This window comes from Desulfurellaceae bacterium (assembly GCA_021296095.1).
Taxonomy (GTDB): domain Bacteria; phylum Desulfobacterota; class Binatia; order Bin18; family Bin18; genus JAAXHF01.
Genome location: JAGWBB010000004.1, coordinates 77,860 through 101,446, shown reverse-complemented (window position 1 = coordinate 101,446; position 23,587 = coordinate 77,860). Strand labels below are relative to the sequence as shown.

General features: G+C 64.6%; 26 protein-coding genes. 14 read left to right on the top strand and 12 right to left on the bottom strand.

All coding sequences use genetic code 11. The annotated features are described in order from the left end of the window. Positions 1 to 13 precede the first annotated feature (13 nt). The 4 genes from J4F42_01755 (at position 14) to J4F42_01740 (ending at position 4,384) form a co-directional block, all read left to right on the top strand. Positions 14 to 1,153 (top strand): acyl-CoA/acyl-ACP dehydrogenase, encoded by a 1,140-nt coding sequence (locus J4F42_01755; GenBank protein MCE2484210.1) that lies wholly within the window; start codon positions 14 to 16, stop codon positions 1,151 to 1,153. 28 nt (positions 1,154 to 1,181) lie between these two features. After that, positions 1,182 to 2,048, top strand: coding sequence for an isoaspartyl peptidase/L-asparaginase (locus tag J4F42_01750; GenBank protein ID MCE2484209.1), 867 nt, complete (start codon positions 1,182 to 1,184; stop codon positions 2,046 to 2,048). Between the two features lie 115 nt (positions 2,049 to 2,163). Continuing rightward, positions 2,164 to 3,792, top strand: coding sequence for a thiamine pyrophosphate-binding protein (locus tag J4F42_01745; protein ID MCE2484208.1), 1,629 nt, complete (start codon positions 2,164 to 2,166; stop codon positions 3,790 to 3,792). Between the two features lie 58 nt (positions 3,793 to 3,850). Further along, positions 3,851 to 4,384 (top strand): leucine-rich repeat domain-containing protein, encoded by a 534-nt coding sequence (locus J4F42_01740; protein MCE2484207.1) that lies wholly within the window; start codon positions 3,851 to 3,853, stop codon positions 4,382 to 4,384. A gap of 10 nt (positions 4,385 to 4,394) precedes the next feature. Here the strand turns inward: J4F42_01740 and J4F42_01735 are convergent, their stop codons facing one another. Further along, positions 4,395 to 5,216, bottom strand: coding sequence for an enoyl-CoA hydratase/isomerase family protein (locus J4F42_01735; protein ID MCE2484206.1), 822 nt, complete (start codon positions 5,214 to 5,216; stop codon positions 4,395 to 4,397). A 157-nt stretch (positions 5,217 to 5,373) separates the two neighbouring features. Between J4F42_01735 and J4F42_01730 the strand changes: the two genes are divergently transcribed. Continuing rightward, positions 5,374 to 6,285, top strand: coding sequence for an LLM class flavin-dependent oxidoreductase (locus J4F42_01730; GenBank protein MCE2484205.1), 912 nt, complete (start codon positions 5,374 to 5,376; stop codon positions 6,283 to 6,285). A gap of 15 nt (positions 6,286 to 6,300) precedes the next feature. Then, the gene (locus J4F42_01725) at positions 6,301 to 7,431 is read left to right on the top strand and encodes an amidohydrolase (protein MCE2484204.1); all 1,131 of its coding nucleotides are present in this window, start codon (positions 6,301 to 6,303) and stop codon (positions 7,429 to 7,431) included. An 80-nt stretch (positions 7,432 to 7,511) separates the two neighbouring features. Here the strand turns inward: J4F42_01725 and J4F42_01720 are convergent, their stop codons facing one another. Beyond that, positions 7,512 to 8,384: an alpha/beta hydrolase gene (locus J4F42_01720; GenBank protein MCE2484203.1), complete on the bottom strand. Its 873-nt coding sequence runs from the start codon at positions 8,382 to 8,384 to the stop codon at positions 7,512 to 7,514. 150 nt (positions 8,385 to 8,534) lie between these two features. On the opposite strand from J4F42_01720, the gene J4F42_01715 reads away from it, so the two are divergent. From J4F42_01715 to J4F42_01705, 3 genes are all read left to right on the top strand, one after another. Further along, a complete protein-coding gene (locus J4F42_01715; protein ID MCE2484202.1) occupies positions 8,535 to 9,854 on the top strand; it encodes a CoA transferase in 1,320 nt (439 codons plus the stop codon). A 31-nt stretch (positions 9,855 to 9,885) separates the two neighbouring features. After that, positions 9,886 to 10,668 (top strand): SDR family oxidoreductase, encoded by a 783-nt coding sequence (locus tag J4F42_01710; protein MCE2484201.1) that lies wholly within the window; start codon positions 9,886 to 9,888, stop codon positions 10,666 to 10,668. A 115-nt stretch (positions 10,669 to 10,783) separates the two neighbouring features. After that, entirely contained in the window at positions 10,784 to 11,026 is a 243-nt protein-coding gene (locus tag J4F42_01705; GenBank protein ID MCE2484200.1) for a CopG family transcriptional regulator, read from the top strand. Positions 11,027 to 11,150: 124 nt separating this feature from the next. Here J4F42_01705 and J4F42_01700 read toward each other — a convergent pair whose 3' ends face one another. The 5 genes from J4F42_01700 to J4F42_01680 are packed head-to-tail and all read right to left on the bottom strand — an operon-like array spanning position 11,151 to position 15,008. Beyond that, entirely contained in the window at positions 11,151 to 11,708 is a 558-nt protein-coding gene (locus J4F42_01700; GenBank protein MCE2484199.1) for a Uma2 family endonuclease, read from the bottom strand. 9 nt (positions 11,709 to 11,717) lie between these two features. Beyond that, positions 11,718 to 12,857: an LLM class flavin-dependent oxidoreductase gene (locus J4F42_01695; protein ID MCE2484198.1), complete on the bottom strand. Its 1,140-nt coding sequence runs from the start codon at positions 12,855 to 12,857 to the stop codon at positions 11,718 to 11,720. A gap of 41 nt (positions 12,858 to 12,898) precedes the next feature. Further along, positions 12,899 to 13,780: an LLM class F420-dependent oxidoreductase gene (locus J4F42_01690; protein ID MCE2484197.1), complete on the bottom strand. Its 882-nt coding sequence runs from the start codon at positions 13,778 to 13,780 to the stop codon at positions 12,899 to 12,901. Between the two features lie 13 nt (positions 13,781 to 13,793). Next, on the bottom strand, positions 13,794 to 14,207 hold the full coding sequence (locus tag J4F42_01685) for an isoprenylcysteine carboxylmethyltransferase family protein (protein MCE2484196.1): 414 nt from the start codon (positions 14,205 to 14,207) through the stop codon (positions 13,794 to 13,796). A gap of 30 nt (positions 14,208 to 14,237) precedes the next feature. Continuing rightward, the gene (locus tag J4F42_01680) at positions 14,238 to 15,008 is read right to left on the bottom strand and encodes an enoyl-CoA hydratase/isomerase family protein (protein MCE2484195.1); all 771 of its coding nucleotides are present in this window, start codon (positions 15,006 to 15,008) and stop codon (positions 14,238 to 14,240) included. Positions 15,009 to 15,396: 388 nt separating this feature from the next. Here J4F42_01680 and J4F42_01675 point away from each other — a divergent pair, with 388 nt between their 5' ends. Then, positions 15,397 to 15,657, top strand: coding sequence for a hypothetical protein (locus J4F42_01675; GenBank protein ID MCE2484194.1), 261 nt, complete (start codon positions 15,397 to 15,399; stop codon positions 15,655 to 15,657). 42 nt (positions 15,658 to 15,699) lie between these two features. Here J4F42_01675 and J4F42_01670 read toward each other — a convergent pair whose 3' ends face one another. The 4 genes from J4F42_01670 to J4F42_01655 form a co-directional block, all read right to left on the bottom strand. After that, the gene (locus tag J4F42_01670; protein MCE2484193.1) at positions 15,700 to 16,170 is read right to left on the bottom strand and encodes an OB-fold domain-containing protein; all 471 of its coding nucleotides are present in this window, start codon (positions 16,168 to 16,170) and stop codon (positions 15,700 to 15,702) included. A 13-nt stretch (positions 16,171 to 16,183) separates the two neighbouring features. After that, complete coding sequence (locus tag J4F42_01665; protein ID MCE2484192.1) at positions 16,184 to 17,413, bottom strand: hypothetical protein; 1,230 nt, start codon at positions 17,411 to 17,413, stop codon at positions 16,184 to 16,186. A gap of 25 nt (positions 17,414 to 17,438) precedes the next feature. After that, positions 17,439 to 18,593 (bottom strand): acyl-CoA/acyl-ACP dehydrogenase, encoded by a 1,155-nt coding sequence (locus J4F42_01660; protein ID MCE2484191.1) that lies wholly within the window; start codon positions 18,591 to 18,593, stop codon positions 17,439 to 17,441. A 67-nt stretch (positions 18,594 to 18,660) separates the two neighbouring features. Then, complete coding sequence (locus J4F42_01655; GenBank protein MCE2484190.1) at positions 18,661 to 19,383, bottom strand: enoyl-CoA hydratase/isomerase family protein; 723 nt, start codon at positions 19,381 to 19,383, stop codon at positions 18,661 to 18,663. Positions 19,384 to 19,522: 139 nt separating this feature from the next. On the opposite strand from J4F42_01655, the gene J4F42_01650 reads away from it, so the two are divergent. From J4F42_01650 to J4F42_01635, 4 genes are read left to right on the top strand one after another with little or no spacing between them, the layout of a single operon-like run. Further along, positions 19,523 to 20,293, top strand: coding sequence for a glucose 1-dehydrogenase (locus J4F42_01650; protein MCE2484189.1), 771 nt, complete (start codon positions 19,523 to 19,525; stop codon positions 20,291 to 20,293). Positions 20,294 to 20,304: 11 nt separating this feature from the next. Next, positions 20,305 to 21,108, top strand: a complete 804-nt coding sequence (locus tag J4F42_01645; GenBank protein ID MCE2484188.1) for an enoyl-CoA hydratase/isomerase family protein — start codon at positions 20,305 to 20,307, stop codon at positions 21,106 to 21,108. Beyond that, positions 21,101 to 21,634, top strand: a complete 534-nt coding sequence (locus J4F42_01640; GenBank protein ID MCE2484187.1) for a hypothetical protein — start codon at positions 21,101 to 21,103, stop codon at positions 21,632 to 21,634. The genes J4F42_01645 and J4F42_01640 overlap by 8 nt, the downstream gene beginning before the upstream one ends. Then, positions 21,631 to 23,091 (top strand): MFS transporter, encoded by a 1,461-nt coding sequence (locus J4F42_01635; GenBank protein MCE2484186.1) that lies wholly within the window; start codon positions 21,631 to 21,633, stop codon positions 23,089 to 23,091. Before J4F42_01640 ends, J4F42_01635 begins: the two co-directional genes overlap by 4 nt. Before the next feature lie 43 nt (positions 23,092 to 23,134). Here J4F42_01635 and J4F42_01630 read toward each other — a convergent pair whose 3' ends face one another. Continuing rightward, entirely contained in the window at positions 23,135 to 23,587 is a 453-nt protein-coding gene (locus J4F42_01630; protein MCE2484185.1) for an MOSC domain-containing protein, read from the bottom strand.

Sequence of the window (23,587 nt, the reverse complement as noted above, 5' to 3'; positions counted from 1 at the left end):
TGCAGGAGGAGCTATGAATTTCGGTTTCAGCGAAGAACAAGAGATGCTGCGCGACGCAACCCGCCGGTTTCTCGATAACGAGTGTCCGAGCAGCTTCGTCCGCAAGATGATGGAGGACGACAGCGCCCACGCCACCGAGATGTGGAAAAAAGTGGCCGAGCAGGGCTGGCCGGCCATCCTGATTGACGAAGCTCACGGCGGGGTCGGGGGGAGTTTTCTGGACATGGTGGTGATCCTGGAGGAGATGGGCCGCTCGCTCCTGCCCGGGCCGTTCCTGGCCACCGCCCTGTTGGGAACGCCGGCCATTCTCGCCGGCGGCTCGGACGAGCAGAAGAGTGCCATTCTGCCCGGCGTGGCGGCCGGCGAGACGACCCTGAGCCTGGCCGTGGCCGAAAAGAGCGGCCGCTATGACGCGGGCGGCGTGGCGCTGGCGGCGACGCCCAAGGGCGAGGATTTTTTGCTGTCGGGTGAGAAGTTTTTCGTGCCGGACGCGCATGTGGCGGATCAGATTGTCGTGGTGGCGCGGACCGGGCAGGGCGCGGCGGCCGAGGACGGCATCAGCCTGTTTGTGGTCGATGCCAAGGCGCCCGGGGTGACGGTCACCCAGCTCAAGACGGTCGATATGACCCGCCGCCAGTGCCATGTCGCCTTCCAGGATGTGGCTGTACCCGCCGGCCAGGTCTTGGGCCAGGTTGGCGCGGGCTGGCCGATTGTCCAGCGCACGCTCGACCAGGCCATGGCCGGTCTGTGTGCCGAGATGGTCGGCACCGGCCAGCAGGCGCTCGATATGGCGGTCGCCTACGCCAAGGAGCGGGTCCAGTTCGGCAAGCCGATCGGCAGTTTTCAGGCTGTCAAGCATAAGTGCGTGGACATGATGGTCCAGGTCGAGAACGCCCGTTCGCTGACCTATTATGCAGCCTGGACGGTTGATGAGAATGTGCCCGAAGCCCGTCAGGCTGTACCCATGGCCAAGGCGTATTGCAGCGACATGTGCAAAACCGTGACCAGCGAGGCCATTCAGGTCCACGGCGGCATCGGATTTACCTGGGAGCACGATATGCACCTGTTTTACCGTCGCGGGCTGGCCTCTGAGGCAGCCTTCGGCAGCGCGCCGGTGCACCGCGAGGTGGTGGCCCAGGAGCTGAACCTGTAAAGCCCGGCAAGCGCCCGACTTTCCTTCCATGCCAGCAGCCCTGATTCTTCACGGCGGGGCGGGCGCCGCAGACCCGGATTCGCGCGGGCAGCGCGAGCGGGGACTGCGCGCAGCCTTTGCGGCCGGCTGGAATGTTCTGCACCCCGCCGGCCGCGCGCTTGACGCGGTCATCAGCGCCGTTGCCGTGCTCGAAGACGATCCGGTCTTTAACGCCGGTCTTGGCTCCTGTCTGACCCAGGACGGCACGGTCGAACTTGACGCCTCGGTCATGGACGGGGCGTCCTTGCGGGTCGGTGCGGTCGGGGCGGTGGCCGGGGTGCGCAATCCGATTCGCCTGGCGCGGGCCGTGCTAGAAGACGGTCGCCACGCCTTTGTGGTCGGTCCGGGTGCCCGGCGCTTCGCCCGTGAGCGGGCGGTGCCGACGCTGTCGGCCCAGAGCCTGATTACCGCCCGGCAGTACCAGCGCTGGCGAGCCGGCCGGAGCGCGGCAAGGCCGGGAACGGTCGGCGCGGTAGCTCGGGACGCGGCCGGCAATCTGGCCGCCGCCACCTCGACCGGCGGCCTGGTGCACAAACGCAGCGGGCGGGTCGGCGATTCGGCTATTATCGGGGCCGGCACCTATGCCGACAACGGACTCGGCGGCTGCTCGGCCACCGGCGACGGTGAGGCCATTCTGCGCGTCGGCCTGGCCCGGATCGCAGTCGAGCTGCTGGCCGACGGCCGGGAGCCGAGCTGGGCGGCCCAGACCGCGCTGCGGCAACTCGACCACCGCACGGGCGGTGAGGCCGGGCTGATTCTGATTGATGGGCTGGGCCGCATCGGCTACGCGCAGACCACGCCGGCCATGAGCGTGGCCCTGTCGGTCGAGCGTCAGGTGCAGCTTCGGGTCGCCTAGCGGCCCGTCGCCCCTGGCATTTTTGTGCAGAGTGTGACTATGATGCGTCCGATCAGACGCGCTGCTGATCTCCTGTTTTTAGACTGCGAAGGGTTTTCGAAAGGAGGGAGCTAGTATGGCCAAGGTTGATGGAAATTCTCTTGTCGTAAGATCGCTCAAAGATGAAGGAGTGGATACGGTCTTCTATATCACCGGCGGCCCGATGGTCGATGTGGCCTCGAAGTGCATCGAGATTGGGTTCCGTTCCGTTGACTGTCGTCACGAGCAGGCCGCATCAATGGCCGCGCATGCCTACAGTCGTGTGCTGGGCAAGCCGGGGGTGTGTTTTGCCGCCTCAGGACCGGGCGTGACGAACCTGATCACCGGGGTGGGGAACGCCTTTCTGGATGCGATCCCGGTTGTTGCCCTGGGTGGGGCGAGCGCGATTTCGCAGGATGGCATGGGTGCCTTCCAGGAAATGGATCAGGTCGGCATGTTCAAACCCATCACCAAGTGGGCCGAGCGGGTCAAAGATGTCCGGCGTATCCCAGAGCTGGTGAACAAGGCGTTTCGCATTGCGACCAGCGGCCAGCCGGGACCGGTGTATCTCGATTTGCCGGGGGATGTGCTGTATCGCGAGGTTGAGGAAGAAGAAGCCCCGTTTGTCAAGCGGCCACACGTGATTCCCCGTATCTCCGCCGATCCGGATCTGGTCAGCCAGGCCATTAGCCTGCTCAGAGGCGCCCAGCGTCCGCTGGTCCTGACCGGCACCGGGCTGTTCTGGTCAGACGCCATGGCCGAACTCAGGGAGTTTGTCGAAGCCAGCGGCATTCCGTTTTTTACCACTCCCCAGGGCCGTGGGGTGATTGAAGAAGATCACGCCCTGAGTTTCCCCGGTGCCCGCAACCGCGCCTGGAAGGAAGCCGATGTGGTCCTCGTGATTGGTACGCGTTTTAACTTCATCATCGGTTTCGGCCAGCCGCCGCGTTTTGCCGAGGATGTGAAGTTTATCCAGATCGATATTGCCGACGAAGAGATCGGTCGCAATCGCCCGGTCGATGTCGGCATCGTGGGCGACGCCAAAACGGTCTTGCGCCAGTTGATCAACGAAGGCGCCGACAGCATCCAGACGCCGGCCGACTGGATTGAGGCGCTGCGCGGCTATGACCAGCGCTCGCAGGCAAAATCCGAAGAGATCATGAATACGCCTTCTTCGCCGATGCATCCGTTGCAGCTGTGTAAAGAAGTCCGTGAATTCATGGATCGGGACGCCATTGTGGTGGTTGACGGGCACGAAATTTTGAATTTCGCCCGTCAGTCAGTGCCGACCCACGCGCCCGGCCATCGGGTCAACGCTGGTCCCAATGGTTGTATGGGCGTTGCGGCCGCATTTGGCGTCGGCGCCAAAGTCGCCAAGCCGGATACCCAGGTCATCGTGCTCAGCGGTGACGGCTCGTTCGGCATGAACGGCATGGAAATCGACACCATGGTGCGTCACAACATCCCGGCCATCGTTGTGATCAGCAATAATGGTGGCTGGGCTGGCGCGGGAGTGATGAACGCCGGGCGTGACCTGGGCTTCAGTCGCTACGACGAGATGGCCAAGGTGTTTGGCGCGCACGGTGAATATGTGGAAAAACCCGAGGACATCCGGCCCGCGCTTGAACGGGCGGCTGCCTCTGGAAAACCGGCCGTGGTCAACGTCATCGTCGATCCAAAGGCCCGCTCGTCAACGCAGTCGTTTGCCGCCTACCGGGCGATTTAAGCCCGCACAGACCCCTGGGGGCCGGTTCGCCCGGCCCCCGACTCCCACATCACCGCTGATGAAGAAACAATTCAAACGTCTTGACGACCCGCTGCTGCCGTTCATGCACGACGACCCCGAGGTCGCCGCCTCGCTGCCGGACCGGACGGTGGCCTTTCCGGCCGACCGTTCGATGGGCGAGCTGTTCGTCCGCAAGGTCTTTGCGCCCGAGGTGTACGCCTTTTGGGAGAAGTCCGGCCGGGCCCAGGGGCAGGTTGAGATCGCGGCCGGCAAGGAACTGCGTCTGAACGTCACGCCTCAGGCGTCGGCCGACTTGTCGCCGCTGGCCGGCCTGGCGGCCAACGCCCTGCAATACCTCCAGCTGTCCGGCACCCGGGTAGCGAATGCCGGGCTTGAGCACATCAGGCACCTGAGCGGCCTGCGCGTGTTGTGGCTGTACGACACCCGTATCAGCGACGCCGGGCTGCCCCTGCTTCAGGGCCTGAGCAGCCTGCGGGTGCTGAACCTGCGCAGCACCCTGGTCAGCAAGGGCGGCATCCGTCAGCTTCAGGAATTTCTCACTCATTGCGAGATCCGCCAACCCTGGAACTGAGTACCGACCGTTATTTGCCCGTATAGCCGGGATTGGTCGGTCGTTCGAGCCAGTCGCGGCGCTGGTCGTAGGGCAGGTCGATATAGGTCTGCATGGCCAGCAGGCCGTCGTCCGACAGCATGGTCTCCAGGAAGTCGGCGCTCTCGATATCCAGGCCGGCGTCCAGGTGGGTGTCACTCCCGGTGTAGACGGCGTGCTTGGCCCGGGCCACGGCCAGCGGCGGAAAGCCGGCGACTTCGTGGCCGATCTCCTGGGCGCGGACCAGGGCCTCATCGGCCAGTTCGTGGACCAGGCCCAGGTCCAGGGCTTCTTCGGGACGGACCACCCGCGAACGCAGCACAAACTCGATCGCCCGGCCGGCGCCAATCAGGCGCGACAGGCGCTGGGTGCCGCTGCCGCCCGGCAGAATGCCGAGCTTCACCTCGGGCAGGCCAAAGCGATAGTCGCCGCGCTGGCCGATGCGGATATCGCAGGCCAGACTCAGCTCAAAGCCGCCGCCCATCGTATCGCCGTTCATGGCCACGATGACCGGCTTGGACAGATTGCGCAGCCGCAGCAGCATGGCGTGATAGCCGGCGGTCAGCGAGGTGCCCAGGCTGCGCATCTTTTCCCGGTCGCGGGCCAGCTCGACGAGTTCTTCGACGCTGTAGTGGGTGATGAATTTGCCCTCCAGCCCGCCGCCTAACACCACGGCGCGATAGGACGGGTCGCGCCAGGTGTCAATCAGGCGGCTCAGCTCTTGGGCTCCCTCGGCGCAGAAGTAATTCATCGGCGGGTTGTGATAGCGGGCAACGACAACGCCGTCCCGTGTTTCGGTCGTCCACATGCTCATGGCATCCTCCTGTCGGTGTACTGAGTGTGGCTCATACGTGAGGCAGGCGGACCGGGCAAGGGCCGGGCCGATCAATCCCCCCCGAATCTCCTCTCGTAGAAAAGCCTGTCAACTCCAGCTATGATCCGGGCGAGCTTGACAAAGGAGGATAATCGTCATGCCACATCCCAAACCCGCCGTTGCGCTCGTCGCGGTTGCCAGCCGACGCCGGGCAACCCTGGACGTCGCCCAACAGCTCGAACGCGAAGGCTTTAGCGGCATCTACTGCCAGAGCGTGGGCGATGGCCTGGGCTTATGCCAAGCCCTGGCCCTGGTGACCAACGAGATTCCGTTCGGGACCAGCATCGCCAACTTGTACACCCGTCACCCCTACGATTACGCCCAGACCGCAGCCCTGATCCATGAACTCTCGGGCGGCCGTTTCCGTTTCGGCATCGGGGTGAGCCACGGCCCGGTCCATAAACGCCTGGACCTCCAGGTCGGAAAACCCCTGGCCGACGTGCGCCAATTCATCCACGACCTGCGCGCCGGACTGCCCAGAAACGACAGCCTGCCGCCGATCATTCTGGCCACCCTGCGCAAGGCCATGGCCAAGCTGTCGGCCGAGATTTCGCAGGGCGCGGTGTGGGCCAACGCCGCGCGCTCGCATATGGCGACCTCGCTCGGCTTTCTGCCGCCCGAAAAAATGCGGGACGACGACTTCTTTGTCGGTAATATGATCCCGACCGTGATTACCGACGATAAGGCCGCCGCCGCCAAGGTGCTGCGCCGCATCCTCAGCTCGTATGTCGGCCTGCCCAACTACCAGCAGTACTGGATTGAGGCCGGCTTTGAAGAAGAGATGCGGGATATCCAGCAGGCGGTCGCCGACAAGCAGCCCGACAGGATTCCGAGCCTGATGTCCGACCGCTGGCTGCAACAGACGACCCTGTACGGCGGCGTTGCCGAGGTGCGAGACGGCGTCGAGGCCTGGTATGACACCGGCCTGAAGACACCGATTCTGGTGCCCTCGTCGGCCAACGGCAATCAGATGGTTGCCCTCCAGGAAACGATTGAGGCGTTTCGCTAGAGAAAGGAGTCAGCCATGAAACACTATCGCGTGATCTCGGCCGATTCGCACGCCATCGAGCCGCCCGACCTGTGGCAGCGCTATCTGCCCCGGGCCTACACAGACCGCGGTCCGCGGGTCGTCTCGACTGACTCGGGCGACCGCTGGGTGTGTGAGGGCCTGCCGTCCCACGTGGCCCGGCGTCCGATGGGCGCGGTGGCCAGAAATCGGGACAAAGCCTATGCCGCAGCGGCCGAGGGCGATAAGCGCTACGCCACGGATGCCACGGACTGGCAGCCCGACGCCCGAGTCGAGTATATGCGCATGGACGGGGTCGATGCCGAGGTCTTGTATCCGAATTACACCATGCGGGCGTTCGGGATTCCCGACCCGCAGCTCCAGCAGGCGGTGTGTCAGGCGTATAACGACTGGCTGAGCGATTTCTGTCGCAGCCATCCCCAGGACTTGTTCGGCGTTGGCGTGGTCCCGGTCTTCGACATTGAATGGGCGATCCAGGAGTGCCGCCGGGCCAAGGCCAAGGGACTGGTCGGCGTGCTGTTGCCCCAGGATACGCCGGACGGCTCACGCTACTCGGCGCCCGAGTGGGACCGGCTGTGGGCGACGCTGGACGAGCTGAATATGCCGCTCAGCCTGCACATCATCGCCTCCGGGCACGCCAATGTGAACTGGACACAGGATGAGACCGGCGAGGAGAGCGCGGCCGTCGGCTATGCTGTGCTGCCGGTTCGCATGGCCCGGGCCTTTGCCACCTTTATCCTGGAAGGGGTGTTTGACCGTCATCCCGGCCTACGCCTGATCTCGGCCGAGAACGAGCTGTCGTGGGCGGCCAATTTTCTGCACCGCCTGGATTGGGGATACCATCGCCGCACCATGGCCAAGGACCCCATGGTGCGCTGCCGACGGCTGCCCAGCGAGTACTGGCATGAGCACTGTTACCTGACCTTTATTGACGATGTGCCGGGGGTCATGCTGCGCGAGTTCATCGGCGTTGACCGCATGATGTGGTCGTCAGACTTTCCGCATCTGGACAGCAGCTGGCCGGAGTCGCAACAGTTTCTGGACCGCCACTTTGCCGGGGTGCCGGCCGACCACATGCAGTCTATTGTGGCTGACAACTGTGTGCGGCTGTATGGGCTGGTCGGGTAGGCTGGGGGGCGGCTACGGAAGGGCAGCCAAACTACGGAAGGGCAGCCAAACTACGGAAGGGCAGCCACAGGGGGTTGCCCCTACCTCAGAAACGCGACGATGCGCTGATTCACCGCCTGGGGCTGCTCCAGATGCAGGAAGTGTCCGGTCCCGGGGTAAATCTCCTTGTCCAGTCCCTTGGCAAACAGATGGTCCATGGCCTCAAAGGCGGCCAGCCGGCCGGGCCGGTCTCTGGTGCCGTGCAGGGCCAGGGTCGGAACCTGGGTCGCTTGGGTCAGGCGTTCCTGGAGGTCTTGGAGGGCCGGGTCGCGGTTGTCCGGGTTGAAGGTGTGGCGGTAGTAGTCGAGGGCTGCCTTGACCACCCCTGGCTGACGGAAGGTGTTTTTGACGCTGTCCATGACCTCGTCGGGGATGTCGTATTCGGGTGAGGCGTCCTGCCACCAGCGTCTGATGAACTCGTAGTCATTGGCGGCGACGGCCTGGTCGGAGAACGGCATCTGGAAAAAATAGGCGTGCCAGCCGCCCTTAATCATGTCATAGTCCGTGGCCATGGCGCCCAGCAGCGCTCCGGGATGGGCGACCGCGATGGTGACGATCTTCTGGACCCTGTCGGCCGCCAGGGCTGCGGCGCCATAGGTTGCCAGTGCCCCCCAGTCGTGGCCGACCACACACGCCTGCTCGGCGCCCAGGGCGTCGAGCAGGGCCACCACATCCTGGGCCAGCAGCACCGACTGGTAGCGTCCGTCCGGAGCCGGGCCGGTTGGCGCGTAGCCGCGCATGAACGGGGCCACGGCCCGGAATCCGGCCTCGGCCAGAGCCGGCAGCAGCGCACGATAGGAATAGGCGTTGTCGGGAAAGCCGTGCAGACACACGACCAGCGGGCCCTGGCCGGCTTCGAGATAGTGAAAACAGATGCCGTTGGCTTCGACGTTGCCGGTTTGAAGTGTTGCCATAGCTGACCTCCTGGGGAGCGGACCGCTGAAACCTGAGCTGCGGGCGTGTCGCTGCTTTCTCGGGCCATACCAAAAAAGCTCAGCATTGCCAAACCCGCCCCGGATACACTATACCGTCTTGGTCGATTGCCGACAGCGTGGGGAGGAAGCATGGACGATCTCGATCAACGCATTACCGACCTGGAACGTCAGCTGGCCGAACTCAAGCAGCGCCGGGCGGCCCAAGGCTCGCGCCCACCAGCCGCCACCCTGACCCGGCCGCTCCAGGGCATACGGGTTGTGGATATGTCGCGCTTTCTGGTCGGACCGTTTTGCGCCCAGATGCTGGCCGATATGGGTGCCGAGGTGATCAAGATCGAAACCCTGCCCGGCGGGGACCCGATGCGGGCTGCGGGCAGTAAAGACTGGGGCGGCGAGAACCTGTTTTTTCTGGCCCGCAACCGCAATAAGCAGAGTCTGGCCGTGGACATCAGGCAGGACGCCGGCCGTGAGGTTGTATACCGTCTGGTCAGGACGGCCGACGTGTTTGTGGAAAATTTTCGGCCCGGCGCTGCGGACAAGCTCGGGGTGGGCTATGAGCGACTCAGCCGCGAGAACCCGCAGCTCATCTACTGCGCGGTCTCGGGCTACGGTCAGGAGGGGCCGGAGCGCGAGCGGCCCGGCCAGGATCTGCTGATTCAGGCCTTTTCCGGGCTGGTCAGCATCACCGGCTGGGACGACGGCCGGCCGACCACGGTCGGCACGCTGGTGGCCGATATGGTCGGGGCGTTTCACTGTGCCTACGGCATTGCCATTGCGCTGCTGGGTCGGGAGCGGCTGGACATCGGCCAGAAGATCGAGATTTCCCTGCTGGACAGCCTGCTGGCCCTGCAAGCCATGGAAGCCACGACCTACCTCAACACCGGCATTCCGCCCAAAAAAGCCGGCGCCGGACACGGTATTGCCCCAGCCCCGTATCGGATCTTCGAGGCCCAGGGCGGCGCCTTTGCTCTGGTCGCGGCCTCGCAAGCCTGGTGGCAGCGGCTGGGCAAAATCCCCGAGCTGCGCGACATCTGCGCCGACCCGCGCTTTGCCTCGCGCGAATCCCGTGGCCGCCATGCCGACGCCCTCCACGCCCTGCTCGAAGAACGCTTTCGAGAAAAGTCGGCGGCCAACTGGCTGGCCCGCTTTGCCGAGTACGATGTCCTGGCCGCACCGGTCCAGACCTATGCGGAGGTGTTCAGCGACCCCCAGGTCGTGCACAACGAAATGATCATCAGCCAGCAGCATCCCCGGGCCGGGTCGATTCGGACGCTGGGCATCCCGGTCAAGCTGAGCCGCACGCCGGGCCACACCGGCGCGCCCGCGCCGCTCCTCGGCCAGCATACCCAGGCCGTGCTGGCCGGTCTGGGCTACAGCCAGGCCGAGGTCGAGCGCCTGCGTTCGGCCGGCGTGGTCGTCCAGGCAGAACCAGAGACCGATGGGGCCTAGTACCCCGAAATTTTGTAAGGAGGAGAACGCTATGGAACTCGGATTACAAGGCAAGGTCGCTCTTATTACCGGTGGCAGTGAAGGAATCGGCAAGGGAATCGCCGTGTGTCTCACCCGGGAAGGCGCCAAGGTAGCCATCTGCGCCCGGCGACCGGACGTGCTGGAACAGGCCGCAGCCGACGTGCGGGCGCAGACCGGCGGCGAGGTCTTGGCCATCCCGGCCGATGTCACCGAGAGTGAAGACATTGATGCCTTTGTGGCCAAGGCGGCCGCGCACTATGGGCGGGTCGATATTCTGGTCAACAACGCCGGTCGCTCGGCGGCCAAGAAGTTTGAGGACATCAGCGAGGATGAGTGGACCGAGGACATCGACCTGAAGTTCACCGCTGCGGTGCGCTGCACCCGCGCCGTACTGCCCCACCTGCGCAAGGCCGGCGGCGGGCGGATCATCAACGTCACCCACCCGGGCGGCAAGGCGCCGGGCGCGCGGTCCTTGCCGACCTCGGTCAGCCGGGCGGCCGGGATTGCCCTGACCAAAGCCCTGTCGCTGGACTACGCCGGAGAGAATATCCTGGTCAACACGGTGTGTCTGACCAATATCGTCAGCGCCCAGACCGAGCGCTACTGGCAGCGGATGGGGTCCACGGGCACGCTCGACGAGTTCAAGGACAAAATGGCCCAGAACGTGCCGCTCAAGCGCCTGGGCCAGCCCGAAGAGGTCGGCGCGCTGGTGGCCTTTCTGGTGTCGGACCAGGCCGCTTTCATCACCGGCACGGCCATCAATATCGACGGCGGCGTCTCGGCGGTGGTGTAGGGGGGTGTAAAACCCGAGTTGCCGGCACGCTCATCAATAGGAGTGCCGGTCTCGGGAATCCGCGTCTTGGCAACTCTCGTCGGTCGCCCTCGATTATTGACACGATTTACGTGCCATGAAGAAGATCACCATCACCCTGTCGGATGAGGTCGCCCGCTGGCTGCGGGTCAAGGCTGCCGAGAACGAGCGCAGCGTGTCCGAATGGCTGGCCGAGTTACTCGAAGGAATGCAACGCCAGGAGGACGAGTACGAGGTCGCAATGAAGCGATTCCTGGCGATCAAACCCCGCAAGATGGAGTGGGTTGACGGGCGCAAGCCGACGCGGGAAGAGCTGCATGACCGTGCCGCTTTGCGGTGATACCAAATGCCTCGTCTACCGCTACGACACCAGACAGCCCGAGAAGCAGTCCCGCGCCGACGACTGGTTCAGGTTCGTTTGGCGCTGATCCGGAGCACGCCGCCCGTGCCCTCTTTGACGAAACTTACGGCAACAGCCGCCTCACCGCACACCGAAAACCGGGCAATACGTCCTCCCCAGTCAGCTCGGCGTCTTCGCCGAGCGCCTGCACGTCGTGCGGCGAGCGATAGACGTAGACCGTCCGCGTCGCGGGTTCGACGCCCCACACCAGCCGCGTTCCGGCCGAGAAATACTCGCCGATTTTGGTTTGCACGGCGGTGAAGCGGTCTGAAGGAGAGGTGACCTCGATCGCCAGGTCCGGCGCGAACGGCCAGTAGGTTTTGGGAATGCCGGTTTCGGGAATCCGCGCCTTGGCAACAAACGCGGCGTCCGGGGCACGAACGATATCGGGGTTGCGTTGCAGGATAAAACCCGTTTCCGCGCCACAGACAATACCAAGATCGTTGTCCTGTACATAGGCGTGGAGTACATATGCCACGCGGACCGTCAAAACGCCGTGTTCTCCGCCAGTCGGTGCCATCCGAATCAGCTCTCCTGCGACGAGTTCATACTTGTAGTCGTCGTTGGGCAGCTCGAACAGCTCTTCGGCGGTCATGAGGGCTTGCTGGGCTGGAACGGCCATGGCCTCCTCCTAATCCGCAACTCGCGCGACTGGTGCTTGGCGTGGGCGGCGTACGCCGTGTTGCTCCAGCAGCGGGACGACCCGTTGGATGAAATCGGCCAGCTCTTCTTCGGTATGGCGGAAGGTCAGGCCAATGGCATCAACCCCTGCCGCGTGCAGACGGGCGATATCGTAGGCGACTTTTTCGGGCGGACCGATGAGTTTGCTGCTGCCGATGCCGAGCACCAGACTCTTCAGCATGTCCTCAAGCGCCCCGCCTTCGCCCAGGACGGATTTTGTCGTGCCCAGGGTTTGGCCGCTGATGCCCTCCAGAAACTCTCTGGCGCCGTCATAGTCGCCCTGAGCCAGGATGTCCTCCACCTCCTGTTCGGCTGTGGCCTCGGTCTCCCGACACATCGTCAGCGCATAGGTGACGATGTGCAGCCGGCGGCCGTAGGTGGCCGCCCGGGCCTGCACGTCGGCGACTTCCTCCTTGACCGCTTCGGGGGTAAGGGCGGCGGTGAAGAACCAGTCGCAATAGCGGGCGGCGAACTCTCGGCCGGCGGCCGAGCTGCCGGCGTTGTACAGCAGGGGCGGCGACTCCGGCTTGGGAGCGCAGGTGCCCTGCCTGATGGTGTAATACTCGCCCGCGTAATCAAACCCGTCCTCGGTCCAGAACTTGCCCAGCACTTCGACAAACTCGGCCGAGCGGCGGTAGCGGGCGTCGTGCTCAATCAGCGGAATGTCGAGCATCCGAAAGTCGTTTTCGGCCCAGCCGCTGACAATGTTGAGGCGCCAGCGGCCGTGGCTGATCTGGTCCAGGGTGGCTCCGATGCGGGCCACCAGACCGGGGTGGAAAAAGGCTGTATGCACGGTCGAGACCAGCTGGAGCTGCTCGGTCGCCATGGCCAGAGCCGACGCCGTGGTGAACGAATCCAGCGAGGTGCCCCAGAAGCGTGACGGCCCAAAGCCCTTGCCGCCCCGCTGGGCCATGAAAAAGAGTTCCAGGCCGGCCCGGTCCAGCATCCGGGCCAGGCGCAGATTATAGTCGAAGGTCGGCTCGGTGCGCTGCTCGGCGTGCGACAGCAGAAAGGCGCCCGGTTTTCCGGCCGGCGGCATGCTGCCCACGGTCGGCGCAAACAGGCCGAGTTCAAGATGGCGCTCAGCCATGCGCCAGCCCCCTGTGTTTTGAGCGGTGCATGGTAATGACCCTAGCGTTCCGAGGGTTCCTTCACCTCTTTGGCAAACGTCTCCATATTCTCGATGATGCCATCGACATCGGCCTGAAACGAGCGCGGCATGAACATCATGCCGACGCCCGCGGCTTCGTACTTCCTGACATTCTCGACGGTCATCGGGACCTTGTGGTTGACGTTAATCGTGATGGCGAAGTCGTCAAAGCTCTTGCCCGCCCGGTCGCACAGGTCACGCAGTAGCTTGGCCTTGCGCGCCACTTCGTCCGGCGTTTCCCACACCGCGTGCCAGCCGCTGCCGAGTTCGACCGCCCGCCTGAGGGCGGGCCCGGAGTTGCCGCCAAACCAGATCGGTGGATGGGGTGTCTGGCGTGGTTTGGGGGCGAACTTGATGCCCGCAAAATCGTAGAACTCACCGTGAAACTCCGGGTCGTCCTGGGTCCAGCAGGCTTGCATGGCCAGCAGGGCTTCGCGGGTCTGGGCGGCCCGGTTACGCATGTCCAGACGCAGGGCGCGGAACTCTTCTTCCAGCCAGCCCACCCCCACCCCAAAGATGAACCGACCGCCGGACAACACATCGAGTGAAGCGATGATCTTGGCGCTGACCAGCGGGTCGCGGTACGGCACGATGATCACGCTGGTGCCCAGCTTGACCGTCTTGGTGACCGCTGCGGCGTAGCTCAAGACTGTGAACGGTTCAAGCAACGGATTGGACGGGTCGAGCGGCAATTTACCGTCGGGAGAATACGGGTAGGCCGAGGTGAGCTGGCTTGGAAACACGATATGATCGCTGACCCACAGAGAGTCAAAGCCGAGCTGTTCGGCGCGGGTCGCCACCCGGGCAATTTTTTCGCCTTCAATCATGCGGCCAGCCGCAACTAAGTGGACTCCAAAGCGCATCGCACATCCTCCTTCAGCGTCGTGGCCATAGACATATCCCGGCCCGGGTCAGCGGGCAAGGAAACCAGCGCGGCGTGGCCGCCTGGTAGGCTGCGTAGTCGTCGCCAAAGCGTTGTCTCAGCGCCGGCTCTTCCCTGAGGATTACAAATACATGCGCTACCAGAGCGAAGCCGACACTCGCCAGACCAAGGCCGGTACAGCGCAGCCCGCCCGCCGCACCGAGCCCGAGGCACAAGACGCCCAGCAGCATGGGGTGTTGGACATGAGCGTAGGGGCCGGAGACGACCAGGCGTTTCGGAGGCGTCAGGGACACCGGCGGCGCCTCTCCCCGCCGGCTCAGGTAGTAGGCGGCGGACAAGAAGAGCGTGGCGCCAGCCAGACCTAACAGCGTGCCACCGACCGCGCCGACCAGACCGAACAGATCCACACAATCTTCCTCGCGCGGAGAGAGACCGGCTTATACCCCTTGGAACTGCGGCTTACGCTTCTCCAGCATGGCCGTGACGCCCTCTTTGGCGTCCTGACTGGTCCGGGCCGTGGCCACCATGTCCTGTAAGTCGTGGTACTCAATCGTTTTACACAGCGAGATTGCCCGGTGGATGGTGGTTTTCATGCCGGACAGGGACAGCGGCGCGTTACCGGCAATCGTCCGGGCCAGGTCATAGGTGGCCTGTTCGAGTTCGGCGGCCGGGACCAGCTGATGCACCATGCCCATGTCGTAGGCGCGGGCAGCCTCGACCGGTTGGCCGCTGAGCAGAATCTGTTTGGTAAAGGCCGGGCCGACAATCTCGACCAGTTTCTGGCACAGCGGGAAGGGGATGACCAAACCCAGGCGGGCCAGCGGCATACCGAACCGGGCCCGGTCCGACACCACCCGCAGGTCACAGTGCAGGGCCAGCTCGCAGCCGCCGGCCAGGGCGTCGCCCTGGACCATGGCGATGGTCGGGTGGCGCGAGCCCTCGATCATTTGCAGGATCTCGACCACGCCCATCTCGGCGTCGGCGCCCTGCTGGCGGGCGCTGAGTTCGCGCAGGTCGAGCCCGGCGCAAAACGCCTTGCCCTCGCCCCGGATGACGATGGCCCGCACAGCGGTGTTGGTTTCGAGCGCGCTGAAGTTCTGGACCAGACCGTCGAGCAGGGCGCTGTTCATGGCGTTGCGCTTCTCGGGCCGGTTCATGGTGATGGTGGCAATGCCGTCTTGGACGGAACACAGGATCTCGTCAGCCATAGTCTGTCTCCTCTTCTTATCCTGCCCGCTCACATAAGGGGTTTCTGACCGGAGGTCAAGCTGAACAGAACGGGACTCGTGCTTTACCAATGTCCCGCACCCTTGCTAGAGTTCGGCCTGTAATGCACGGGCTCGGATAAGCGTGGACCTGGAGTAGTGTGGCCGACCACCCGAATAAACACATTCGCGAAGCTGTGGAGTATGCTTTGCTGCGTCACTGGACATTACGCAAGTCTGGACCGCGGGCGCATATCTGGGGACGATTGTACTGCCGCCAGACAGATCGAATGGGGTGTAGTCGAGCGGTCTATTCGACGCCCAGGCATCCAGAGGACCACGCAAAAGATATTCGTCGGGCGGTGGAGCGCTGCCCGCATTAGGAAATACTATGGCAAAGTACGAATTCAGCCTGATCCTTTCCGGCCCACTGGAATTGACCGAAGACCTGGCCGACAGTCTGTTCGAGGCGGGCTGCGACGATGCGACCCCTGGCACCTGTAATGGGGTCTTTTCCATTGACTTCCATCGCGAAGCCGACTCTTTGGAGGCGGCCATCCGCTCTGCCATCGCCAATGTCGAATCGGCTGGCTATCGGGTGACGCGTGTAGAGATGGAGGCTGAGGCGGTAGTCGGGCAGGCTGGCGTCTAGCAACACAGCGGGAGGCGGAGAGCAGGTCTCCGTCTGCCCGCTCTACTCGTCGAACTTCCAGGTATTGTCCGCGCTGCCGCAGATCTTCCAGCGCGGCACGACAATGTCCGCCTCGTTGGTCTGCTCAAACTCGACCTCGACCGGCAGACCGATGGCGACGGCGTCTTCGTCGTCGAGCAGCACGCCGCCGACGCGGACCAGTGAGCCGTCGGCCTCGTGGCAGTCGTCAAGTTCAATCAGACCCACCACATACGGCACAGCCTCGACAAAGGCGCCCAGAATCGGCTGGGTGACTACGATATAGCTGTGCAGCACGCCCCTGCCGGCCGTTTCAAACCAGCCCAGGTCCATGGAGTTGCACTTGTTGCAGGCCGGGAAGGGCGGGAACCACTTGTGGCCGCAGTCCTGGCACTGGCGGACCAGATACTTGCCCTGTTTGGTGCCCATCCACCATTCGGCCGTGTCAAAATCCGGGACAATCGTGATTTTGGTGTAATCAATCGGGCCTGGCATACTCCGCCCTCCTCTAGGCTGCAATCCCGCGCAGAATCGCCGAGCTTGACATGGTTTCCGTGCCCCAGCCCAGACAGGCCGCGATCCGGGCGTCTTTGACCTGCCGACAGCCGGCCTGCCGGTCGTAACTGTGACGGCCCTCGGCCCAGCCCGGACAGGCGTCGTCGGCGCGGTGGCGGAGCTGGCGGGCGTTCTCGATCACCATGCTGATGCCGTGGGTGTAGCCCTCGGACAGATGGCCGCCGGACAGGTTGGAGGGCAGCTCGTGGTCGATCTGCAAGCGCCCGCCTTTGACAAACTCGCCGGCCTCGCCCTTGCCGCAGAAGCCGTAGGCTTCGAGCTGGATCAGGGTGGTGAAGGTGAAGGCGTCGTAGCACGAGATCAGGTTGACGTCCTTCTGGCTGATGCCGGCCATGCCGAACAGGCGCTGGCGGCCATAGTTGCCGGCCACATAATGAATCTCCGGCCGGGAGTAGTTCCAGGCCGCGTTGGGCGCCATGGTGCGGCCGGTGCCGCCCATGATGAAGACCGGCGGCTGGCGCAGGTCGTAGGCCCGCTCGCGCGAGGTGACGATCAGGGCGGCCGACACGTCGGTCTCCAGACAGCAGTCGAGCAGGCGGAAGGGTTTGACGACCCAGCGCGAGTTCTGATGGTCTTCGATGCTGATCGGGTTGCGCATGACAGCCTTGGGGTTGAGGCTGGCGTGGCGTCGGTGGGCGACCGCCACCTCGGCCAGGGCCTTTGTGGTGGCGCCGGTATCGCGCAGATAGCGCATGGCCGACATGCCGAAGCGCTGGGCCGGCGAGGTCCAGCCCCAGTGCATCATGAACTGGTTGTCCTCGGCCGCCCGGGTCGGCGGGACCGGGCCGCTGGGCGCCTGTCCGCCCATACGGCGGCCCGAGCGGCCGTTCATCGAGCGGAAGATGACCATGGTTTTGCAGTAGCCGGCTTCGAGCAGGCCGATGGTATTGCCGATCAGCGCCTCGGTGCTGGAACCGCCGCCCAGGATATCGACCGAATAGTTGAGCCGCATGCCGAGCGAGGTCGCAATATGGTTTGAGGTGGTTGAGTCGCCGGCCTGATAGCTGGTCATGCCGTCGATGTCGCCCGGTCCCAGACCGGCGTCGGCCATGGCCTTTTTGACGGCCTCGCAGGCCATGGACAGGGTGGTGCGGTTCGACGGCCGCATGTGCGGTGTCTCACCCACGCCAACGATGCAGTACTTATCGGTCAGTGCTCCCATGCTGCCTCCTGTGTGCTGACGGTGCTTAATACGAGCGGGGCATGCCCAGCACGTGCTCGGCCACGTAGTTGAGGACCATGTTGTTCGAGATCGGAGCGATGCTGAACAGGCGGCACTCGCGGAATTTGCGTTCCACGTCGTACTCGGCGGCAAAGCCGTAGCCACCGTGGGTGTCGAGGGCCGCGTTGGCTGCCGCCCAGGCCGCCTGGGCACACAGCAGCTTGGCCATATTGGCCTCGGGACCGCACGCCTGGCTGGTATCGAACAGCTCGGCAGCCTGAAAGCGCATCAGGTCGGCGGCCTCGGTCTGGGCGTAGGCCTGGGCGAGCGGAAACTGGATGCCCTGGTTCTGGGCGATCGGTCGGCCGAAGATGACGCGCTCCTTGCCGTATTTGACGGCCCGGTCGATAAACCAGCGGGCGTCGCCAATCGACTCGGCCGCGACCAGAATGCGCTCAGCGTTCATGCCGTCCAGAATATAGTAGAAGCCGCGGTTTTCTTCGCCGATCAGGTTGGCCTTGGGAATTTTCAGATCGTGGAAAAAGAGCTGGTTGGTTTCGTGGTTGATCATGGCGTCGATCTTGCGAACCTCGACCGCGTCACCGGCCTGTTGCAGATCGACCAGGAACACACTCAGGCCCAGCGTTTTTTTGGGGCACTCGGCCGCCGGGGTGGTGCGCGCCAGCAGCAGCATCATGTCGGAATGCTGGACGCGAGAGATGAAAATCTTGGCCCCGTTGACAATGTAGTAGTCCCCGTCCCGGCGGGCGAAGGTTTCGAGCTGGGTGGTGTCCGAGCCGGCGTTCGGCTCGGTCACGCCAAAAGCCTGGAGGCGGATATCGCCACTGGCGATTTTGGGCAGATAGCGTGCTTTCTGTTCGTCGCTGCCGTGGCGCAGCAGGGCGCCCATGATGTACATCTGGGCGTGGCAGGCGGCGGCGTTGCCGCCCGAGCGGTTGACCTCTTCGAGGATCACGCTGGCCTCCCGGACCGTCAGGCCCGAGCCGCCGTACTGCTCGGGGATCAGCGCGGCCAGCCAGCCGGCGTCGGTCAGCTCCTGCACAAAGTGTTCGGGATACTCGTCGTCTTTATCGAGCTTGCGCCAGTATTCGTCCGGATACTTGCGACACAGCTTGCGAATCTCTTCGCGGATTTCGGGGCATTGTTCCATGGACGGCATGCGGCTCTCCTTATCAAGCGGAAGCAACGGGCGTGGAGCTGACGGACGGGCTACGCCTTCCGCCCGCTCAGTCTCGGCTCAGGATCAGGTCCGGGCTGACCACCGCTCCCCCGAAGGCGGCGGCATTGACCGTGGCCTTGGAGACCAGAACGGCCTTGGGGTTCTTGTCGATCAGGCTGTCGGCCAGCTCGCCTACCGTGGTGGCCAGGGCGTCTTTGTGAACAACCCGGTTGAGCAGCCCCAGGGGGACGAGTTCCTCGGCCATGTAGCGGCGGCAGGTGATGATGATCTCCTTGGCCAGGGTCGGGCCGACATGGGCGGTCAGCAGGGCGGTCGAGTCCGGGCTGAGCGGCACCCCGAGATCGACCTCGGGAAACCAGAACTGGGCTTCCTCGACGGCGATCCGGAAATCACAGCCCAGGGCCAGCGCCCAGCCGCCGCCGACCGCATAGCCGTTGATCGCAGCAATGGTGATCGGCTCCAGGTGGACCAGGGTGTCCAGAATGCGGCCGACCAGCCGTCCCCGGCGCTGTCGGTAGCTGGCGAAGATGCGCTCCCGCTCGTGCCGGTCGGTGATGCCCTTGGTCTGGGACAGGTCGGCGCCGGCACAAAAGGTGTTGCCGGTGCCGGTCAGGATCATCACCCGCACCTCGGGGTCGTCGCGAACCTGATGGAGCAGACCCTCGAGTTCGCGCAGGATCTCCTCGTTCAGCGGATTGCGTTTTTCGGGCCGGTTGAAGCGCAGTGTGGCAATCCGGCCGTCTTTGTCCAGCACAAAATGATCTGGCATGGTCTTCCTCCCTGCGGCGTTTCGAGCGGCTGCCTAGTCTATCTGGACAGGCCGGATGCTGGCAAGGGTTGGCCGGGCTCTGGCAGCCCAGCCGCACAAAGGCTATGTAGACCTGATATTGCGAGAAGCGGAGGGAGCTATGGATCTGGGACTTACAGGCAAGGTCGCGATGGTCAGCGGGGCCAGCCGCGGAATCGGCAGGGCGATTGCGCTAGGCCTGGCCGCCGAAGGCTGCCGGCTCAGCATCTGCGCACGTGGCCGGGAAGCGCTGGAGCAGACGGCCGAGGACATCCGCAGCCGGGGTGGTGAGGTCCTGGTCACCGCCCTGGATGTGGCGGACGAGAGCCAGGCCAGGGGCTGGGTTGAGGACACCCGCCGGCAGTGCGGCGCCGTCGATATCCTGGTCAACAATGTCGGCGGCTCGCGGCCGGGCGGCAATCTCGACGCCTCGGCCGAGGACTGGCAAAAAGGTTTTGCCCTGAACTTCTTTTCGGCCTTGGATCTGTGCCGGCTGGTCGTGCCGGCCATGCGCGGGCAACAGAGCGGCTGCGTGATCAACATCAGCTCGATCTACGGGCGCGAGTGGGGCGGGCCGATGACGTATAATGCCTCCAAGGCGGCCATGATCAGCCTGTCGAAAGAAATGGCCCGCGAGCTGGCTCCGCACGGCGTGCGGGTCAACAGCGTGGCGCCCGGCTCGATTCTGTTTCCCGGCGGCTCGTGGGAGCGTCGTCAGCAGGAGAACCCGGACGGCATTGCGGCCTTTATCAAGGCCGAGCTGCCGGCGGGCCGCTTCGGCACGGTCGAGGAGGTGGCCGATGTGGTGGTGTTCCTGGCTTCGGGCCGGGCCAACTGGGTCTCCGGCGCCTGTATTACCGTGGATGGCTGTCAGTCGCGGTCCTTGATCTAGGGGAGAGGACCATGAATGAGCGCTATGACACCCTGGAACTGCGGCGTGACAACGACGTGCTGTGGCTGGTCTTGAACCGTCCGGCGGCGCTGAACGCGATGAACAGCCTGCTGGTCAACGAACTCCACGCCTGCCTGGATGAGCTGGCGGCCGACCACAGCGTCCGGGTGGTGATCCTGCGCGGCGCCGGGCGAGCGTTTTGCGCCGGACTCGATCTCAAGGAGGCGGGTGAGGCCGACGGGCGCGGATCGGTGGCCGACGGCCTGCGCGGCCAGCGTCACATCGCCGAGCTGGCGATTAAAATCCACCGCGCGCCCCAGCCGTTTATTGCCGCCGTTCACGGCGCGGCCGCAGGCGGCGGGTTCGGTCTGGCTCTGGCCAGCGATATTCGGATTGCGGCCGAGTCGGCGCGGATGAACGCCGCGTTTATTCGGATCGGCCTGTCGGCCTGCGACGTGGGGGTGAGCTACTTTCTGCCACGGCTGGTCGGCAGCTCGGTCGCCTCAGAGCTGCTGCTGACCGGCGATTTCATAGACGCCCAGCGCGCCCTGGCGACCGGCTTGGTGTCGCGGGTCGTGCCCGAGGCCGAGCTTGACCGGGCGGCTGCCGAGATGGCGGCCAGGATTACCCGCAACTCCCCGCTTGGCGTGCGGCTGACCAAGGAGTGTCTGCGCTACTCGGTTGACGCGCCGACGCTTGAGGCGGCGGTGGCGATGGAAGATCGTAATCAGATTCTGACCACCCGGACGAATGACGTGCGGGAGGGAATTGCCGCCTTCCTTGAGCGGCGTGAGCCGCACTACGAAGATGCCTGAGTCCGAAGAGGTCGTGCTGCTCGACAGCGCCGACGCTGCGGTCACGCTTCCGTATGAACGGGCGTTCCGTCTGGTGACGGACGCGCCGCATATCATCCGCCTGCGCCAGGACCCCGGCGCGCTGTTTGAGACCTCGGGTAGCCGCTCGCGTCTCTCGCCGTATTCGACGGCCTACCTCATACCGCGGCTGGCCGAAAACGTGCGCTTGGAAGGAACGGGTCGGTCGGCTGCGGCGGAGCGTATTCTGGCCTTTATGACCGGCCGGGAACGTCGGCTGTCGCTCGAGTATCGGGACCAGGACGCGATTGCGGTACAGGGACACTGGCAGGACGCGGAGAATGTCATCCAGGACGTTGGGCTGGGCTTTCTGCCCAGCCCGGTGGTTGCCCAGCTGAGAGACCTGGCGGCCGAGTCAGTGCCCCTGGGCGTGGCGGCCACGATCCGCCTCCTGGCGTTGCCGGGGCCGGACCGCGCGGCTGGGGTATGGTGCGACGTGTGGACGCTTGAGGGCGGGCCGCGCTCGTGAAAACCCAGCGCGCCAGTCGCCGCACCCTGAACGCGTTTGCTTTTGGCGCTATCGCCAGTGGGGTGAAGAATAACGTCTTTGGCGGCTGGGTGCTGGTGTACTACAACCAGGTCCTGGGTCTCGACCCGGCCCTGGCCGGACTGGCCTTGGCTCTGGCCCTGGCGGTTGATGCGGTCACCGACCCGCTGGTCGGCGTCTGGTCGGACCGGGTGCGGACGCGCTGGGGCCGGCGCCACCCCTTTATGTATGCCGGCATTCTGCCGTTTGCCGTCTCGTTCTACGCCCTCCTCCAGCCGCCGACCGATACCAGCCAGAGCGGTCTGTTCGTGCGGCTGTTGTGTCTGGCCGTGGCCGTGCGGGTGTCCATGACCCTGTACGAAATTCCGCGCGGCGCGCTCGGCCCGGAACTCACCAAGGACTACGACCAGCGCACCCAGCTGGTCGGCTGGAGCACCTCCTACGGCTGGTTTGGCGGGGCTGGCTTTGCCTGGCTGACGCTGGCCTTCTTGTTGCCGGAGACCGCCGAGTATCAGGGCTCACGAGCCTACCTGAACCCGGACGGTTATCGGGATATGGCCTGGATTGGCGGCATGCTCATTTTTGCTACCGGCATGATCTCGACGCTCAGCCTGCATGGACACATCCCCGCCCTCCACGTCCCGCATGAAAGCGCTGCGGAACGCCTCAGCCCGCGCCGGCTGGTCCGGGACATTGTTGAGACGCTGTCGAACCGTTCGTGGCTGATGCTGTTTGCCGCCGGGCTGGTGTTTGCCCTGTATATCGGCCTGCACAGCAACACCGACCGCTACTACGACCTGTATTTCTGGCAGTGGACCCCGGAACACGTCCAGATCTTTCCGGTTGTGCACATGATCGTGGCCATGAGTTGCGGGCTGCTGGCCTATCCGCTGACGCGCGGGCGGGACAAGAAGCGGACCGCAATCGGCCTGTTTGTGCTGTCGTCCGCGCTGGGGCCGCTGCCGCTGGGACTGCGGCTGCTCGACCCCATGGTGTCGGTGTCGCTGTTTCCGGCCAACGGCACCGACCTGTTGTGGTGGCTGCTCTTGGCGCACAGTACGTTTCTGGTGGCGGTGGCGGTCATCGGCTTCGTCCTGGTCGGCTCCATGGGTGCGGATATCGTCGAGGAGAGCCAGCGCCAGACCGGGCGCCGGAGTGAGGGCTTGCTGACCTCGGGCTCGGCCCTGGCCCAGAAGATGATCAGTGCCGGCGGCGTGTTCATCGTCGGACAGCTGCTGTCAGTCTTCGGCTTTTCGGTTGCCAACCCGAGCGTAGAGGCCATGCAGGAGCCGATCCGTAATCTGGCCGCTTTCCATCTGGCCCTCAACCTGAGCCTGCCCTGGATTTCGATCTACCTGGTCAGCAAATACACCATCACCCGGCACGGGCACGAGCAGGATATCCGCAGCCTCGGCTATGCCGAAGCGGACGAGGCGTGACAGCTGGATGCGAGGCCGGACCGCCGTCGCGGCCGTCCGGTGTTCAGTCTGATGATGGGCTGGGCAGGAGCTGGACCTCGTCGCCAAGCCGGATGTCGCCCGGGGTCAGCACAAAACACGTGACCCCGCCCCGCCAGGCCGGGACGAGCGCCTGACGTAAGCCCATGTGCTGCATGTCCATCCGCTCGCAGGGGTCGGTTTCGCCCGTAATGGCGAGTCTGACCGGGCCGATGTGCAACACCTGGCGGGTCGTTCGCTCAAGCTCAACTCCGCTGACGAGCAGGTTGGCCCGGCGGGTCGTCCACGGCAGCTCGGTCTGGACGGTGTCACACGCGGCCTGCCACGCCTCTTGGGACAGGACAGTGATCTGGCGGGGGCCGTATCTGCCGCGATAGTCGCCCTCAAGACCCGTGTCTTGGCTGATGTGGACGGTGTCCCGGGTCTCCATTGGCGCACGCGAGGCGCCACGAACGGCAATACCAAGCAGACGTCCCAT

Bases quoted from the DNA above. Each gene is read 5' to 3' on its own strand.
- J4F42_01755 (MCE2484210.1), top strand. From the start codon at position 14: ATGAATTTCGGTTTCAGCGAAGAACAAGAGATGCTGCGCGACGCAACC.
- J4F42_01750 (MCE2484209.1), top strand. From the start codon at position 1,182: ATGCCAGCAGCCCTGATTCTTCACGGCGGGGCGGGCGCCGCAGACCCG.
- J4F42_01745 (MCE2484208.1), top strand. From the start codon at position 2,164: ATGGCCAAGGTTGATGGAAATTCTCTTGTCGTAAGATCGCTCAAAGAT.
- J4F42_01740 (MCE2484207.1), top strand. From the start codon at position 3,851: ATGAAGAAACAATTCAAACGTCTTGACGACCCGCTGCTGCCGTTCATG.
- J4F42_01735 (MCE2484206.1), bottom strand. From the start codon at position 5,216: ATGAGCATGTGGACGACCGAAACACGGGACGGCGTTGTCGTTGCCCGC.
- J4F42_01730 (MCE2484205.1), top strand. From the start codon at position 5,374: ATGCCACATCCCAAACCCGCCGTTGCGCTCGTCGCGGTTGCCAGCCGA.
- J4F42_01725 (MCE2484204.1), top strand. From the start codon at position 6,301: ATGAAACACTATCGCGTGATCTCGGCCGATTCGCACGCCATCGAGCCG.
- J4F42_01720 (MCE2484203.1), bottom strand. From the start codon at position 8,384: ATGGCAACACTTCAAACCGGCAACGTCGAAGCCAACGGCATCTGTTTT.
- J4F42_01715 (MCE2484202.1), top strand. From the start codon at position 8,535: ATGGACGATCTCGATCAACGCATTACCGACCTGGAACGTCAGCTGGCC.
- J4F42_01710 (MCE2484201.1), top strand. From the start codon at position 9,886: ATGGAACTCGGATTACAAGGCAAGGTCGCTCTTATTACCGGTGGCAGT.
- J4F42_01705 (MCE2484200.1), top strand. From the start codon at position 10,784: ATGAAGAAGATCACCATCACCCTGTCGGATGAGGTCGCCCGCTGGCTG.
- J4F42_01700 (MCE2484199.1), bottom strand. From the start codon at position 11,708: ATGGCCGTTCCAGCCCAGCAAGCCCTCATGACCGCCGAAGAGCTGTTC.
- J4F42_01695 (MCE2484198.1), bottom strand. From the start codon at position 12,857: ATGGCTGAGCGCCATCTTGAACTCGGCCTGTTTGCGCCGACCGTGGGC.
- J4F42_01690 (MCE2484197.1), bottom strand. From the start codon at position 13,780: ATGCGCTTTGGAGTCCACTTAGTTGCGGCTGGCCGCATGATTGAAGGC.
- J4F42_01680 (MCE2484195.1), bottom strand. From the start codon at position 15,008: ATGGCTGACGAGATCCTGTGTTCCGTCCAAGACGGCATTGCCACCATC.
- J4F42_01675 (MCE2484194.1), top strand. From the start codon at position 15,397: ATGGCAAAGTACGAATTCAGCCTGATCCTTTCCGGCCCACTGGAATTG.
- J4F42_01670 (MCE2484193.1), bottom strand. From the start codon at position 16,170: ATGCCAGGCCCGATTGATTACACCAAAATCACGATTGTCCCGGATTTT.
- J4F42_01665 (MCE2484192.1), bottom strand. From the start codon at position 17,413: ATGGGAGCACTGACCGATAAGTACTGCATCGTTGGCGTGGGTGAGACA.
- J4F42_01660 (MCE2484191.1), bottom strand. From the start codon at position 18,593: ATGCCGTCCATGGAACAATGCCCCGAAATCCGCGAAGAGATTCGCAAG.
- J4F42_01655 (MCE2484190.1), bottom strand. From the start codon at position 19,383: ATGCCAGATCATTTTGTGCTGGACAAAGACGGCCGGATTGCCACACTG.
- J4F42_01650 (MCE2484189.1), top strand. From the start codon at position 19,523: ATGGATCTGGGACTTACAGGCAAGGTCGCGATGGTCAGCGGGGCCAGC.
- J4F42_01645 (MCE2484188.1), top strand. From the start codon at position 20,305: ATGAATGAGCGCTATGACACCCTGGAACTGCGGCGTGACAACGACGTG.
- J4F42_01640 (MCE2484187.1), top strand. From the start codon at position 21,101: ATGCCTGAGTCCGAAGAGGTCGTGCTGCTCGACAGCGCCGACGCTGCG.
- J4F42_01630 (MCE2484185.1), bottom strand. From the start codon at position 23,587: ATGGGACGTCTGCTTGGTATTGCCGTTCGTGGCGCCTCGCGTGCGCCA.